This window comes from Cryocola sp. 340MFSha3.1 (assembly GCF_000383315.1).
Classification (GTDB): domain Bacteria; phylum Actinomycetota; class Actinomycetes; order Actinomycetales; family Microbacteriaceae; genus Leifsonia.
This window is the reverse complement of the sequence record NZ_KB911088.1, coordinates 889,077-901,019: the sequence shown is the minus strand read 5'-3', so window position 1 is coordinate 901,019 and position 11,943 is coordinate 889,077. Positions and strand designations below refer to the sequence as shown.

At 66.0% G+C, this 11,943-nt stretch carries 22 protein-coding genes; 1 reads left to right on the top strand and 21 read right to left on the bottom strand.

All coding sequences use genetic code 11. The features are described 5' to 3' along the window. Positions 1-39: 39 nt before the first annotated feature. The 20 genes from rplO to rpsJ form a co-directional block, all read right to left on the bottom strand. Positions 40-732: a 50S ribosomal protein L15 gene (gene rplO / locus H284_RS21210; protein WP_020076942.1), complete on the bottom strand. Its 693-nt coding sequence runs from the start codon at positions 730-732 to the stop codon at positions 40-42. Beyond that, positions 732-917: a 50S ribosomal protein L30 gene (gene rpmD / locus H284_RS0115370; protein ID WP_018191951.1), complete on the bottom strand. Its 186-nt coding sequence runs from the start codon at positions 915-917 to the stop codon at positions 732-734. The genes rplO and rpmD overlap by 1 nt, the downstream gene beginning before the upstream one ends. Then, a complete protein-coding gene (gene rpsE, locus H284_RS0115365; RefSeq protein WP_018191952.1) occupies positions 917-1,630 on the bottom strand; it encodes a 30S ribosomal protein S5 in 714 nt (237 codons plus the stop codon). The genes rpmD and rpsE overlap by 1 nt, the downstream gene beginning before the upstream one ends. Beyond that, positions 1,627-1,998 (bottom strand): 50S ribosomal protein L18, encoded by a 372-nt coding sequence (rplR, locus tag H284_RS0115360; RefSeq protein ID WP_018191953.1) that lies wholly within the window; start codon positions 1,996-1,998, stop codon positions 1,627-1,629. The genes rpsE and rplR overlap by 4 nt, the downstream gene beginning before the upstream one ends. A 2-nt stretch (positions 1,999-2,000) precedes the next feature. Then, positions 2,001-2,537, bottom strand: coding sequence for a 50S ribosomal protein L6 (rplF, locus tag H284_RS0115355; protein WP_018191954.1), 537 nt, complete (start codon positions 2,535-2,537; stop codon positions 2,001-2,003). A 6-nt stretch (positions 2,538-2,543) separates the two neighbouring features. Further along, positions 2,544-2,942, bottom strand: coding sequence for a 30S ribosomal protein S8 (gene rpsH, locus H284_RS0115350; protein ID WP_018191955.1), 399 nt, complete (start codon positions 2,940-2,942; stop codon positions 2,544-2,546). Positions 2,943-3,041: 99 nt separating this feature from the next. Beyond that, positions 3,042-3,629 carry a 50S ribosomal protein L5 gene (gene rplE / locus H284_RS0115345; protein ID WP_020076941.1) on the bottom strand — a complete coding sequence of 196 codons (588 nt, stop codon included), beginning with the start codon at positions 3,627-3,629 and terminating at the stop codon, positions 3,042-3,044. Continuing rightward, complete coding sequence (gene rplX, locus H284_RS0115340; protein ID WP_018191957.1) at positions 3,629-3,988, bottom strand: 50S ribosomal protein L24; 360 nt, start codon at positions 3,986-3,988, stop codon at positions 3,629-3,631. Before rplX ends, rplE begins: the two co-directional genes overlap by 1 nt. 3 nt (positions 3,989-3,991) lie before the next feature. Next, the gene (gene rplN / locus H284_RS0115335) at positions 3,992-4,360 is read right to left on the bottom strand and encodes a 50S ribosomal protein L14 (RefSeq protein WP_018191958.1); all 369 of its coding nucleotides are present in this window, start codon (positions 4,358-4,360) and stop codon (positions 3,992-3,994) included. Continuing rightward, positions 4,357-4,662 carry a 30S ribosomal protein S17 gene (gene rpsQ / locus H284_RS0115330; RefSeq protein WP_018191959.1) on the bottom strand — a complete coding sequence of 102 codons (306 nt, stop codon included), beginning with the start codon at positions 4,660-4,662 and terminating at the stop codon, positions 4,357-4,359. Before rpsQ ends, rplN begins: the two co-directional genes overlap by 4 nt. Then, the gene (rpmC, locus tag H284_RS0115325; RefSeq protein WP_018191960.1) at positions 4,662-4,991 is read right to left on the bottom strand and encodes a 50S ribosomal protein L29; all 330 of its coding nucleotides are present in this window, start codon (positions 4,989-4,991) and stop codon (positions 4,662-4,664) included. The genes rpsQ and rpmC overlap by 1 nt, the downstream gene beginning before the upstream one ends. Beyond that, the gene (gene rplP, locus H284_RS0115320) at positions 4,991-5,410 is read right to left on the bottom strand and encodes a 50S ribosomal protein L16 (RefSeq protein WP_018191961.1); all 420 of its coding nucleotides are present in this window, start codon (positions 5,408-5,410) and stop codon (positions 4,991-4,993) included. The genes rpmC and rplP overlap by 1 nt, the downstream gene beginning before the upstream one ends. A 2-nt stretch (positions 5,411-5,412) precedes the next feature. Next, complete coding sequence (gene rpsC, locus H284_RS0115315; RefSeq protein ID WP_020076940.1) at positions 5,413-6,180, bottom strand: 30S ribosomal protein S3; 768 nt, start codon at positions 6,178-6,180, stop codon at positions 5,413-5,415. Beyond that, on the bottom strand, positions 6,180-6,572 hold the full coding sequence (rplV, locus tag H284_RS0115310; protein WP_018191963.1) for a 50S ribosomal protein L22: 393 nt from the start codon (positions 6,570-6,572) through the stop codon (positions 6,180-6,182). The genes rpsC and rplV overlap by 1 nt, the downstream gene beginning before the upstream one ends. Before the next feature lie 25 nt (positions 6,573-6,597). Beyond that, entirely contained in the window at positions 6,598-6,879 is a 282-nt protein-coding gene (rpsS, locus tag H284_RS0115305) for a 30S ribosomal protein S19 (protein ID WP_018191964.1), read from the bottom strand. A 12-nt stretch (positions 6,880-6,891) separates the two neighbouring features. Beyond that, positions 6,892-7,731, bottom strand: coding sequence for a 50S ribosomal protein L2 (rplB, locus tag H284_RS0115300; protein ID WP_018191965.1), 840 nt, complete (start codon positions 7,729-7,731; stop codon positions 6,892-6,894). A gap of 24 nt (positions 7,732-7,755) precedes the next feature. Continuing rightward, complete coding sequence (rplW, locus tag H284_RS0115295) at positions 7,756-8,052, bottom strand: 50S ribosomal protein L23 (protein ID WP_018191966.1); 297 nt, start codon at positions 8,050-8,052, stop codon at positions 7,756-7,758. Then, the gene (gene rplD, locus H284_RS0115290) at positions 8,052-8,702 is read right to left on the bottom strand and encodes a 50S ribosomal protein L4 (RefSeq protein ID WP_018191967.1); all 651 of its coding nucleotides are present in this window, start codon (positions 8,700-8,702) and stop codon (positions 8,052-8,054) included. The genes rplW and rplD overlap by 1 nt, the downstream gene beginning before the upstream one ends. Positions 8,703-8,707: 5 nt before the next feature. Further along, positions 8,708-9,367: a 50S ribosomal protein L3 gene (rplC, locus tag H284_RS0115285; protein ID WP_020076939.1), complete on the bottom strand. Its 660-nt coding sequence runs from the start codon at positions 9,365-9,367 to the stop codon at positions 8,708-8,710. 14 nt (positions 9,368-9,381) lie between these two features. Beyond that, positions 9,382-9,690, bottom strand: a complete 309-nt coding sequence (gene rpsJ, locus H284_RS0115280) for a 30S ribosomal protein S10 (RefSeq protein WP_018191969.1) — start codon at positions 9,688-9,690, stop codon at positions 9,382-9,384. A gap of 453 nt (positions 9,691-10,143) precedes the next feature. On the opposite strand from rpsJ, the gene H284_RS21090 reads away from it, so the two are divergent. After that, entirely contained in the window at positions 10,144-10,296 is a 153-nt protein-coding gene (locus H284_RS21090; RefSeq protein WP_020076938.1) for a hypothetical protein, read from the top strand. A gap of 337 nt (positions 10,297-10,633) precedes the next feature. Here the strand turns inward: H284_RS21090 and tuf are convergent, their stop codons facing one another. Continuing rightward, positions 10,634-11,827: an elongation factor Tu gene (gene tuf / locus H284_RS0115270; RefSeq protein WP_018191971.1), complete on the bottom strand. Its 1,194-nt coding sequence runs from the start codon at positions 11,825-11,827 to the stop codon at positions 10,634-10,636. Positions 11,828-11,943: the final 116 nt, after the last annotated feature.

The following is an 11,943-nucleotide window of genomic DNA, read 5'->3' as shown; positions in this document are numbered from 1 at the left end:
CGGTTCCCCGGCCACCCGACTCAGCTGCTCTGCGGATGACTACTTGACGGAGCCACCTGCGGCGACGATCTTCTGCTCAGCAGAGCCGGAGACCTTGTCGACCGCAACGTTCAGCTTAACCGCAATGTCCCCGTTGCCGAGAACCTTGACCTTCTCGTTCTTGCGAACGGCACCCTTGGCGACCAGGTCGGCGACGGTGACGTCACCGCCCGACGGGTACAGCTCGGCGAGCTTCTCCAGGTTCACGACCTGGTACTCGACGCGGAACGGGTTCTTGAAGCCGCGCAGCTTCGGCGCACGCATGTGCAGCGGAAGCTGGCCGCCCTGGAAGCCCGGACGCACCTGGTAGCGCGCCTTGGTTCCCTTGGTACCGCGACCGGCCGTCTTACCCTTGGAGCCCTCACCGCGTCCGACGCGGGTCTTCTCCTTCTTGGCGCCGGCGGCGGGGCGGAGGTGGTGCACCTTCAGGACCTGCTCGCGCGGGGCGGCGACGTCCTTCTTGGCGGAGGACTTCGCGGCCGGCTTTGCGGCCACGGTGTCGTCCGTGCTGGAGGCGGCGGCCTTGTCGGCAGCGGTCGAAGCCGACGCCTTCTTGGACGGAGCCTTCTTCGCGGTGCTGGTCTTCTCGGCGGCCGGCTTGTCGGCGGCAGCCTTCGTGCTCGCGGCCTTGGTCGCGGGCTTCTTGGCGGCCGGCTTCTCAGCGGCCTCTGTGGTGGCCTTCTCTTCAGCCATTAGTCAATCTCCTCGACCTTCACCAGGTGAGCGACGGTGTTGACGTACCCACGGTTCTGCGGGTTGTCCTCGCGGACGACGACGTCACCGATGCGCTTCAGTCCCAGACTGCGCAGCGTGTCGCGCTGGTACTGCTTCTCGCTCACTTTCGACTTGATCTGCGTGATCTTCAGACGCGCAGCCATCAGGCACCTGCCTTCGCGGTCGCGGCGGCCTCGGCCAGCGCTGCCTCGGTGCGAAGCAGGCGCGCCGGGGCGACCTGGTCGTAGTCGAGACCACGGCGAGCTGCGACGGCGCGGGGCTCCTCGAGCTGCTTCAGCGCCTCGACGGTCGCGTGCACGATGTTGATCGTGTTGGACGAACCGAGCGACTTGCTCAGCACGTCGTGGATGCCGGCGCACTCCAGGACGGCGCGCACCGGGCCACCGGCGATAACACCGGTACCGGCGGCGGCCGGACGCAGGAGGACGACACCGGCGGCGGCCTCACCCTGCACCGGGTGCGGGATGGTGTTGCCGACGCGCGGGACGCGGAAGAAGTTCTTCTTCGCCTCCTCGACGCCCTTCGAGATCGCCAGCGGCACCTCACGGGCCTTGCCGTAGCCGACGCCCACCAGGCCGTTGCCGTCGCCGACGACCACGAGAGCGGTGAAGCTGAAGCGACGACCACCCTTCACGACCTTCGAGACGCGGTTGATGGTGACGACGCGCTCCAGGAACTGGCTCTTGTCGGCGTCACGGCTGCCACGGTCGCGGTTGGGGTTGCGCTCGCGGCCACCACGGCGCGGCTCGCGCTCGCTCCGGGTGTTGTTGTCGGTGCCCGCAGCGGTCTCCACCGGCTGCGCGCTGTCCGTTACCTGATCGGCCACGGTCTGCTCCTTGTTGTTCTCGTCGCTCACAGGTTCAGTCCACCCTCTCGAGCTCCCTCGGCGACAGCGGCGACGCGGCCCGCGTACTTGCTGCCTCCACGGTCGAACACGACGGCGTCGACACCGGCGCTCTTCGCGCGCTCGGCGACGAGCTCTCCGACCTTGCGGGCCTTGGCGGTCTTGTCACCGTCGAAGGTGCGCAGGTCCGCTTCCATGGTCGACGCGGACGCCAGCGTGTGGCCCTGCGCGTCGTCGACGACCTGCACGAAGACGTGGCGGGCCGAACGGGTCACGACCAGGCGCGGACGGACCGCGGTGCCCTCGATCTTCTTGCGAAGGCGGGTGTGACGGCGGTCGCGAGCGGCCGCCTTGCTCTTTCCTCTGGTACCCAGAGCCATGATTACTTACCAGCCTTTCCGGCCTTGCGACGAACGACCTCGCCGGCGTAGCGCACGCCCTTGCCCTTGTACGGCTCGGGCTTGCGGATCTTGCGGATGTTCGCGGCGACCTCACCGACGGCCTGCTTGTCGATCCCGGCCACGGTCAGGCGGTTGTTGCCCTCGACCGTGAACGTGATGCCAGCCGGCGGCTCGACGGTCACCGGGTGCGAGAAGCCGAGCGCGAACTCGACAGCCGAGCCCTTCTGGACGACGCGGTAACCGGTGCCGACGATCTCCAGGCCCTTGGAGTAGCCCTGGGTGACGCCGATGATCTGGTTGTTGATGAGGGTGCGGGTCAGGCCGTGCAGCGAACGCGAAGCGCGCTCGTCGTCCGGACGGGTAACCAGGACCTGGTTCTCCTCCAGCTTGACCTCGATGGGCTCGGCGACGGTGAGGCTGAGCTCACCCTTCGGGCCCTTGACGGTGACGGCCTGGCCGTCGATCTTCACATCGACCCCGGTCGGGATGTCGATGGGCAGTCTTCCAATACGCGACATGGCGGATTACCACACGTAGGCGAGGACTTCCCCACCCACGCCCTTCTTCTCAGCCTGGCGGTCCGTGAGCAGACCGGAGGAGGTGGACAGGATGGCGACGCCGAGCCCGCCGAGCACCTTGGGGAGCTCCGTGGACTTCGCGTAGACGCGAAGGCCGGGCTTCGACACGCGCTTGATACCGGCGATGGAACGCTCGCGGTTCGGTCCGAACTTGAGCTGCAGGGTCAGCGTCTTGCCGACGCGGGCGTCGGTGACGTCCCAGCCGGAGATGTAGCCCTCCTTGGTGAGGATCTCGGCGATGTGGGCCTTGAGCTTCGAGTGCGGCATCGACACGGTGTCGTGGTGAGCCGAGTTCGCGTTGCGCAGTCTGGTCAGCATGTCTGCGACCGGATCTGTCATGGTCATTTCGGTTTTCCTTACGGTCACCAGGTTTCGTTCAGCCGGTACACGACTGACGACCTGTGGTGGAAGCGGGCCGGCCGGACGGCCGGCCCGCAGGTGGGCCTAGTTGGCCGCGTCGTTGGAACGGAACGGGAAGCCGAGCTGCTTGAGCAGCGCGCGGCCCTCGTCGTCGTTCTTGGCGGTGGTCACCACAGTGATGTCCATGCCGCGGACGCGGTCGATGCGGTCCTGGTTGATCTCGTGGAACATCGACTGCTCCGTGAGACCGAACGTGTAGTTGCCGTTCCCGTCGAACTGCTTGTCGCTGAGGCCGCGGAAGTCGCGGATTCGCGGAAGCGCGAGCGTGAGGAGACGGTCGAGGAACTCCCACATGCGGTCGCCGCGCAGCGTGACGTGCGCGCCGATCGGCTGACCCTCGCGCAGCTTGAACTGCGCGATGGACTTGCGGGCCTTCGTGACCTGGGGCTTCTGACCGGTGATCAGGGTGAGGTCGTTGACCGCACCGTCGATCACCTTGCCGTCACGAGCCGCCTCGCCGACACCCATGTTGACGACGATCTTCACCAGACCGGGCACCTGGTGCACGTTGGTGAAGCCGAAGTCGCCCTGGAGCTGCCGGGAGATCTCGTTCTTGTACTTCTGCTTCAGGCGCGGCTGGATTTTGCCAGCAGCGGTTGCAGTGTCGGTCATTACAGGTCCTTACCAGACTTCTTGGCGTAACGAACGCGGACCGTCTTGGTGACGCCGTCCTTCGTGACACTCTCTTCGCGGAAGCCGACACGGGTCGGCTTCTTGGTCTCGGGGTCGACCAGCGCCACGTTCGAGACGTGGATCGGGGCCTCGTGGGTCTCGATTCCGCCGGTCTTCGTGCCACGCTGCGTCTGGCCGACGCGCACGTGCTTCGTCACGAAGTTGACGCCCTCGACGATGACACGGTTCTGCTCGACGAGAACCTCGATGACGCGACCCTGCTTGCCACGGTCACCACCGCGGGCCTGCGAACGGCCCGAGATGACCTGGACCAGGTCGCCCTTCTTGATGTTCGCCATGGGTTACAGCACCTCCGGTGCGAGCGAGATGATCTTCATGAACTTCTTGTCGCGGAGCTCGCGGCCGACCGGTCCGAAGATGCGCGTGCCGCGGGGGTCACCGTCGTTCTTCAGGATGACAGCGGCGTTCTCGTCGAACTTGATGTAGGAGCCGTCCGGGCGGCGGGTGTTCTTGCGAACACGCACGACGACCGCCTTGACGACGTCGCCCTTCTTGACGTTCCCACCCGGGATCGCGTCCTTGACCGTGGCGACGATGACGTCGCCGAGGCCGGCGTACCGCCGGCTGGAGCCGCCGAGCACGCGGATCGCGAGGAGCTCCTTGGCGCCGGTGTTGTCGGCGACCTTGAGTCGGGATTCCTGCTGGATCACTTGGCCTTCTCCAGAATCTCAACCAGGCGCCAGCGCTTGCTGGCGCTCAGGGGACGGGTCTCGTTGATGAGAACGAGGTCGCCGATGCCGGCGGTGTTGTTCTCGTCGTGCGCCTTCACCTTGGAGGTGCGGCGGATGACCTTGCCGTACAGGGGGTGCTTCACGCGGTCCTCGACCTCGACGACGATGGTCTTGTCCATCTTGTCGCTGACGACGTAACCGCGACGGGCCTTGCGGTACCCGCGGACGAGGGCCTCGTCGGCCGCCGACTCCGCGGCCGCGGCCTTGGTGGTCTCAGCCATTACTTGGCCTCCTCATTCGTGGTGTCGACCTCGGCCTCGGCGGCCGGGGCCGCCTTCTTGGCGCGGGTCTTCTTCTTCTCGGCCGGCGCTGCCTCGGTCGGGGCCGGGGTAGCCCGGATCCCGAGCTCGCGCTCGCGGATCACGGTGTAGATACGAGCGATGTCACGCTTCACGGCGCGCAGGCGGCCGTGGCTCTCGAGCTGGCCGGTGGCCGACTGGAAGCGGAGGTTGAACAGCTCTTCCTTGGCCTTCTTCAGCTCGTCGACGAGACGCTCGTCTTCGAAAGTGTCGAGCTCGCTCGAGGCAAGCTCCTTGGATCCGATCGCCATTACGCGTCGCCCTCCTCGCGCTTGATGATGCGTGCCTTGAGGGGCAGCTTGTGGATTGCACGGGTCATGGCCTCGCGAGCGAGCTGCTCGGAGACTCCGGAGACCTCGAAGAGGACGCGACCCGGCTTGACGTTGGCGACCCACCACTCCGGCGAACCCTTACCGGAACCCATTCGGGTCTCGGCCGGCTTCTTCGTGAGCGGACGGTCGGGGTAGATGTTGATCCACACCTTGCCGCCACGCTTGATGTGACGCGTCATGGCGATACGAGCGGACTCGATCTGACGGTTGGTCACGTAAGCGGGCGTCAGGGCCTGGATGCCGAACTCGCCGAAGGAGACCTTCGTGCCACCGGTCGCCTGGCCGCTACGGCCGGGGTGGTGCTGCTTGCGGTGCTTGACTCTGCGTGGGATCAACATGGTTATGCCTCAACTCCTGCTGCGGCCGGCGCGCCAGCGGTCTCGGGGGCGTTGCCCCGGCCACCGCGACGCGGACGGTCGTTGCGCTCGCGCGACGGCTTCTGGTTGGCCTGCTCGCGAGCCAGTTCCTTGTTCGTGATGTCGCCCTTGTAGATCCACACCTTCACACCGATGCGACCGAAGGTGGTCTTGGCCTCGTAGAAGCCGTAATCGATGTTGGCGCGGAGCGTGTGCAGCGGCACACGACCCTCGCGGTAGAACTCGGAGCGGCTCATCTCGGCGCCGCCGAGACGGCCGGACACCTGGATGCGGACACCCTTGGCGCCGGCGCGCTGCGCGCCCTGCAGACCCTTGCGCATCGCGCGGCGGAAGGCCACGCGGGCGGAGAGCTGCTCGGCGATGCCCTGCGCGACGAGCTGGGCGTCGGCCTCGGGGTTCTTCACCTCGAGGATGTTCAGCTGGATCTGCTTGCCCGTGAGCTTCTCGAGGTCGGCGCGGATGCGCTCGGCCTCGGCGCCACGACGACCGATCACGATGCCCGGGCGGGCGGTGTGGATGTCGACGCGGACGCGGTCACGGGTGCGCTCGATCTCGATACGGGACACGCCCGCGCGGTCGAGCGACGTCTGAAGCAGACGGCGGATCTTGACGTCCTCGGCGAGGTAGTCGCTGTAACGCTGACCCGGCTTGGTGCTGTCGGAGAACCACCGCGACACGTGGTCGGTGGTGATCCCCAGACGGAAGCCGTACGGATTGACTTTCTGACCCATTACTTGCTCGCCTTCTTGCTGACGGGGGCGGCCTCGGCCTCGTCCGGCGTCGCGAGGACGACCGTGATGTGGCTGGTGCGCTTGTTGATGCGGAAGGCCCGGCCCTGTGCACGCGGCTGGAACCGCTTGAGGGTGGTCCCCTCGTCCACGAAGGCGCGGCTCACGTACAGGTCCTGCTCGTCCAGGTAGGTGTTGCTCTGGTCGGCCTTGACACGCGCGTTGGCGATGGCCGAGGCGACGAGCTTGTAAACAGGCTCGCTCGCGCTCTGGGGGGCGAACTTCAGGATGGCCAGGGCCTCCTGAGCCTGCTTGCCGCGGATCATGTTGACGACGCGGCGGGCCTTCATGGGGGTAACGCGGATGTGTCGCACGCGGGCGATCGACTCCACCATTTCTCTCCTCCTTACGCCACCGCGGTCAGCGGCGGCGACCCTTCTTGTCGTCCTTCACGTGTCCACGGAAGGTGCGGGTCGGCGCGAACTCGCCGAGCTTGTGACCGACCATGGTCTCGGTGACGAACACCGGGATGTGCTTGCGACCGTCGTGCACCGCGATGGTGTGACCCAGCATGGCCGGGACGATCATCGAGCGGCGCGACCAGGTCTTGATCACGTTCTTGCTGTTGGCCTCGTTCGCGGCGACCACCTTGCGAAACAGGTGCTCGTCGACGAAGGGGCCCTTCTTGAGACTGCGTGGCATCTTCTCGAACTCCTACTTGCGCTTCTTGCCGGCGTTGCGACGGCGGACGATGAGCTTGTCGCTTTCCTTGTTGGGGTGGCGCGTACGGCCTTCCTTCTGACCCCACGGGCTGACCGGGTGGCGACCACCGGAGGTCTTGCCCTCACCACCACCGTGCGGGTGGTCGATCGGGTTCATCGCGACACCACGCACGGTCGGGCGGACGCCCTTCCAGCGCATGCGGCCGGCCTTGCCCCAGTTGATGTTCGACTGCTCGGCGTTGCCGACCTCGCCGACGGTGGCGCGGCAGCGCGCGTCGACGTTGCGGACCTCACCCGAGGGGAGGCGCAGCTGGGCGTAGGGGCCGTCCTTCGCGACGAGGCGGACCGAGGCACCGGCCGAACGGGCGAGCTTGGCGCCACCGCCCGGCTTCAGCTCGATCGCGTGCACGACGGTACCGGTCGGGATGTTGCGCAGCGGCAGGTTGTTGCCCGGCTTGATGTCCGCGCCGGCACCCGACTCGACGACGTCGCCCTGCTTCAGGCCGGCGGGCGCCAGGATGTAGCGCTTGGTGCCGTCCACGAAGTGCAGCAGCGCGATGCGCGCCGTGCGGTTGGGGTCGTACTCGATGTGGGCGACCTTGGCGTTGACGCCGTCCTTGTCGTTGCGACGGAAGTCGATCACGCGGTACTGGCGCTTGTGGCCACCACCGATGTGACGGGTCGTGATGCGGCCCTGGTTGTTGCGGCCACCGGTCTTCGACAGCGGACGGAGAAGGGACTTCTCCGGCGTCGAGCGGGTGATCTCGGCGAAGTCGGCGACCGAGGAGCCGCGACGACCGGGGGTCGTGGGCTTGTAGTTACGAATTGCCATGTCTGTTTTCCTCTAGTCCTTCGCTCAGCCGACGGCCGTGAAGATGTCGATGGAACCGGACTTCAGCGTGACGATGGCGCGCTTGGTGTCCTTGCGCTTGCCGGTGCCGAAGCGGGTGCGGCGGGTCTTGCCCTGACGGTTCAGGGTGTTCACCGACGCGACCTCGACCTTGAAGATCGACTCGATGGCGAGCTTGATCTCGGTCTTGTTCGAACGCGTGTCGACGAGGAAGGTGTACTTGCCCTCGTCGATCAGGCCGTAGCTCTTCTCAGAGACGACCGGGGCGATGATGACGTCGCGCGGGTCCTTGTTGACGGCCATTACGCGTTCACCTCTTCCTTGTTGCTCTTGGCGGCGATGAAGCCCTCGAGCGCCGCCTGCGAGAAGACGATGTCGTCGCTCACCAGGACGTCGTAGGCGTTCAGCTGGTCGTACGTCAGCACGTGCACGGTCGGCACGTTGCGGACGCTCTTGAAGGCGAGCTCGTCGTCACGCTCGAGCACGACGAGGACGTGCTTCGAGGTCGCGATGCCGCTCAGCAGGTCGACGACGGCCTTGGTGGACGGGGCGTCACCGGTGGTGAAGGCCTGGACGGCGTGGAGGCGGCTGCCGCGGGCGCGGTCCGAGAGAGCACCGAGCAGAGCAGCGGCGATCATCTTCTTCGGGGTGCGCTGAGCGTAGCTACGCGGCGTCGGTCCGTGGACGATGCCACCACCGGTCATCTGCGGGGCGCGGATGGAACCCTGGCGGGCGCGACCGGTGCCCTTCTGCTTGAACGGCTTGCGGCCGGCGCCGGAGACCTCGCCACGACCCTTGGTCTTGTGCGTGCCCTGGCGCGCCGCGGCGAGCTGGGCGGTGACGACCTGGTGGATCAGCGGGATGTTGGTCTGAACGTCGAACAGGGCGTCGGGAAGCTCGATGGAGCCGGCCTTCTTGCCCTTGAGGTCGACGACGTCAATCGAGGTAGCCATGTACCTTAGGCCCCCTTCACTGCGTTGCGGACGAAAACGATGCGGCCACGAGCGCCGGGAACGGCGCCCTTGACCAGCAGCAGGCCCTTCTCGGCGTCGATGCCCTGCACCTTGAGGTTCAGGACGGTGACGCGCTCGCCACCCATGCGACCGGCCATGCGCATGCCCTTGAAGACACGGCTCGGGGTCGAGGAGGCGCCGATGGAGCCCGGCTTGCGGTGGTTGCGGTGCGCACCGTGCGAAGCGGAGACGCCCTGGAAGTTGTGGCGCTTCATCACACCGGCGAAGCCCTTACCCTTCGAGGTCCCGACGACGTCGACCAGCTGGCCGACCTCGAAGGTCCCGTCGACGGTGAGCTCCTGGCCGGCCGCGTACTCGGCGGCGTCGGCGGTGCGGACCTCGGTGAGGTGACGACGCGGGGTGACGCCCGCCTTGTCGAAGTGGCCGGCGGACGGCTTGTTGACCTTGCGCGGGTCGATCTGGCCGTACGCGATCTGGACGGCGTTGTAGCCGTCGGCCTCGGGGGTGCGGACCTGGGTCACGACGTTCGGCGTGATCTCGATGACGGTCACGGGGATGAGCTTGTTGTTCTCGTCCCAGACCTGGGTCATTCCGAGCTTCTTGCCGAGGAGGCCCTTGGAAGTCTTCGTGTCAGCGTTGGACATGGTGGCACTCCCCCTTAGAGCTTGATCTCGATGTTGACGTCGGCGGGCAGGTCGAGACGCATGAGCGAGTCGACGGCCTTCGGCGTCGGGTCGATGATGTCGATCAGCCGCTTGTGCGTGCGCATCTCGAAGTGCTCGCGGCTGTCCTTGTACTTGTGGGGCGAACGGATGACGACCACCACGTTCTTCTCGGTGGGAAGCGGCACCGGGCCGACGACGGTCGCGCCGGCACGGGTCACCGTGTCGACGATCTTGCGCGCCGAGGTGTCGATGACCTCGTGGTCATACGACTTAAGCCGAATGCGGATCTTCTGTCCCGCCATGTCTGACTCTCTCTCTTGTTATGGCGTCGTACGAGACGGCTCTCTCGAGCCGTTCTTCGCATTGGACGCGGGCGACGTACGCGGTGGAACGCCACTATTCTTCTGTCAACTCGTGATCGAACCGGTCACAGGCACAGAGTTAGCCCCTGGTCTCGTGGGTGTTCGAATTGAGCGTGTCCTGCTGCCTGCGGCCTAACCTCACGTCGCCAAAACCGCGAATGAACACGGTGCAACGGGCTATGCACTGCCTGGCAGTGATCCGGTCGAAGCGCGCGTAGACGCACTCGTTCCGGAATGTTGAACTAGACAAGTTTGCCAGATCGCGGCCCAACCTGCAACCCGGGCGTGTCGCGGCGTCGGGAAACCATCCGTAGCCAGAGCGGGCCGCTGTGATGCACCATGTGCTTGCACGCTCGTCACCAGCCGCGAATGCGCAGCGGAAGGAGCAGGGGGATGCGAGATGACGATGAGGAAGGCCGATCGGCTCACGCTCAGTCGCGGCCCGATCGCGGCGAGCAGGTGGACTCATGCACGCTCATCGTGCGGCTGAATTCCGGGATCGAGCTGGAGTACGACCTGGATCCCCGCCGGTTCACGCTGCCGTGACGGCATTGCGCTAGCGGCCGCCCCACACAGCGGAGCGGGGCCGACCCTAGCCGACCCCGCTCGAGTAGCGCCTCGCGCCGCTACTCAGGTGATTGTCCACGACCGCTATGCGGCCCCCGAACTTCCGTTACGAGAACCTGTCAGCGATGTGGGCTGGTTTGCGAGGCTGTGGGAATCCATAGGCGCTCCTCTCGTCGAACGGAACCGTCCGGTTGAAACGGTGCGTCCATTCTGCGACTCCATCGCCCTCAGGTAAAGCGGTCGGAGCGGATAGCCAGGAACGCGAAAGAGGGCCGGGCCCGAAGGCCCGACCCTCTCACGAGTGAAGTCGAAGGACTTACTTGATGATCTTCGTCACCGTACCGGCGCCCACGGTGCGGCCACCCTCACGGATGGCGAAGCCGAGGCCCTCCTCCATGGCGATCGGCTGGATCAGCTCGACCGACATGTCGGTGGTGTCGCCGGGCATGACCATCTCGGTGCCCTCGGGCAGCGAGATGACGCCGGTGACGTCGGTGGTACGGAAGTAGAACTGCGGACGGTAGTTCGTGTAGAAGGGGTTGTGACGGCCACCCTCGTCCTTCGAGAGGATGTAGGCAGTGCCCTCGAAGTTGGTGTGCGGGGTCACAGAACCCGGCTTCGCCACGACCTGGCCGCGCTCCACGTCCTCGCGCTTGGTACCGCGGAGGAGCAGACCACAGTTCTCGCCGGCCCAGGCCTCGTCGAGCTGCTTGTGGAACATCTCGATACCCGTGACCGTGGTCTTCTGCGTCGGGCGGATGCCGACGATCTCGACCTCGGAGTTGATGGCCAGGGTGCCACGCTCGGCGCGGCCCGTGACGACCGTGCCACGACCGGTGATGGTGAAGACGTCCTCGATCGGCATGAGGAACGGCTTGTCCTTGTCACGCACCGGGTCGGGGATGGAGTTGTCGACGGCGTCCATGAGGTCGAGGACCGACTGGACCCACTTCTCGTCGCCCTCGAGAGCCTTGAGGCCCGAGACGCGCACGACGGGGGCGTTGTCGCCATCGAAGTCCTGGCTGGAGAGCAGCTCGCGAACCTCGAGCTCGACGAGCTCCAGGATCTCCTCGTCGTCCACCATGTCGGACTTGTTCAGCGCGACGAGCAGGTAGGGGACGCCGACCTGCTTGGCGAGCAGAACGTGCTCACGGGTCTGAGCCATCGGGCCGTCGGTGGCGGCGACCACGAGGATCGCGCCGTCCATCTGAGCAGCACCGGTGATCATGTTCTTGATGTAGTCGGCGTGACCCGGGGCGTCAACGTGCGCGTAGTGGCGCTTCGGCGTCTCGTACTCGACGTGCGAGATGTTGATCGTGATACCACGCTGACGCTCTTCCGGAGCCGAGTCGATCGACGCGAAGTCGCGCTGAACGTTGGTCGCCGACGGGTACTTGTCAGCAAGCACCTTGGAGATCGCCGCGGTGAGCGTCGTCTTGCCGTGGTCGACGTGACCGATGGTTCCGATGTTGACGTGCGGCTTAGTCCGCTCGAACTTGGCCTTAGCCACTGTGGGTCCTCCTCAGGACTCTCGTGTAGAGGCGCCGGTCGATGGATTTCGACCGGAAGCTCTACGGGATTGGTTTCTTATGTTACGGGATGTTGCCGAAGGCTTGAGACCCGAGG

Coding starts and splice junctions, on each gene's coding strand:
- rplO (WP_020076942.1), bottom strand. CDS start 732: ATGGCTGAAGAGAAGGCCACCACAGAGGCCGCTGAGAAGCCGGCCGCC.
- rpmD (WP_018191951.1), bottom strand. CDS start 917: ATGGCTGCGCGTCTGAAGATCACGCAGATCAAGTCGAAAGTGAGCGAG.
- rplR (WP_018191953.1), bottom strand. CDS start 1,998: ATGGCTCTGGGTACCAGAGGAAAGAGCAAGGCGGCCGCTCGCGACCGC.
- rplF (WP_018191954.1), bottom strand. CDS start 2,537: ATGTCGCGTATTGGAAGACTGCCCATCGACATCCCGACCGGGGTCGAT.
- rpsH (WP_018191955.1), bottom strand. CDS start 2,942: ATGACCATGACAGATCCGGTCGCAGACATGCTGACCAGACTGCGCAAC.
- rplE (WP_020076941.1), bottom strand. CDS start 3,629: ATGACCGACACTGCAACCGCTGCTGGCAAAATCCAGCCGCGCCTGAAG.
- rplX (WP_018191957.1), bottom strand. CDS start 3,988: ATGGCGAACATCAAGAAGGGCGACCTGGTCCAGGTCATCTCGGGCCGT.
- rpsQ (WP_018191959.1), bottom strand. CDS start 4,662: ATGGCTGAGACCACCAAGGCCGCGGCCGCGGAGTCGGCGGCCGACGAG.
- rpmC (WP_018191960.1), bottom strand. CDS start 4,991: ATGGCGATCGGATCCAAGGAGCTTGCCTCGAGCGAGCTCGACACTTTC.
- rplP (WP_018191961.1), bottom strand. CDS start 5,410: ATGTTGATCCCACGCAGAGTCAAGCACCGCAAGCAGCACCACCCCGGC.
- rpsC (WP_020076940.1), bottom strand. CDS start 6,180: ATGGGTCAGAAAGTCAATCCGTACGGCTTCCGTCTGGGGATCACCACC.
- rplV (WP_018191963.1), bottom strand. CDS start 6,572: ATGGTGGAGTCGATCGCCCGCGTGCGACACATCCGCGTTACCCCCATG.
- rpsS (WP_018191964.1), bottom strand. CDS start 6,879: ATGCCACGCAGTCTCAAGAAGGGCCCCTTCGTCGACGAGCACCTGTTT.
- rplB (WP_018191965.1), bottom strand. CDS start 7,731: ATGGCAATTCGTAACTACAAGCCCACGACCCCCGGTCGTCGCGGCTCC.
- rplW (WP_018191966.1), bottom strand. CDS start 8,052: ATGGCCGTCAACAAGGACCCGCGCGACGTCATCATCGCCCCGGTCGTC.
- rplD (WP_018191967.1), bottom strand. CDS start 8,702: ATGGCTACCTCGATTGACGTCGTCGACCTCAAGGGCAAGAAGGCCGGC.
- rplC (WP_020076939.1), bottom strand. CDS start 9,367: ATGTCCAACGCTGACACGAAGACTTCCAAGGGCCTCCTCGGCAAGAAG.
- rpsJ (WP_018191969.1), bottom strand. CDS start 9,690: ATGGCGGGACAGAAGATCCGCATTCGGCTTAAGTCGTATGACCACGAG.
- H284_RS21090 (WP_020076938.1), top strand. CDS start 10,144: ATGCGAGATGACGATGAGGAAGGCCGATCGGCTCACGCTCAGTCGCGG.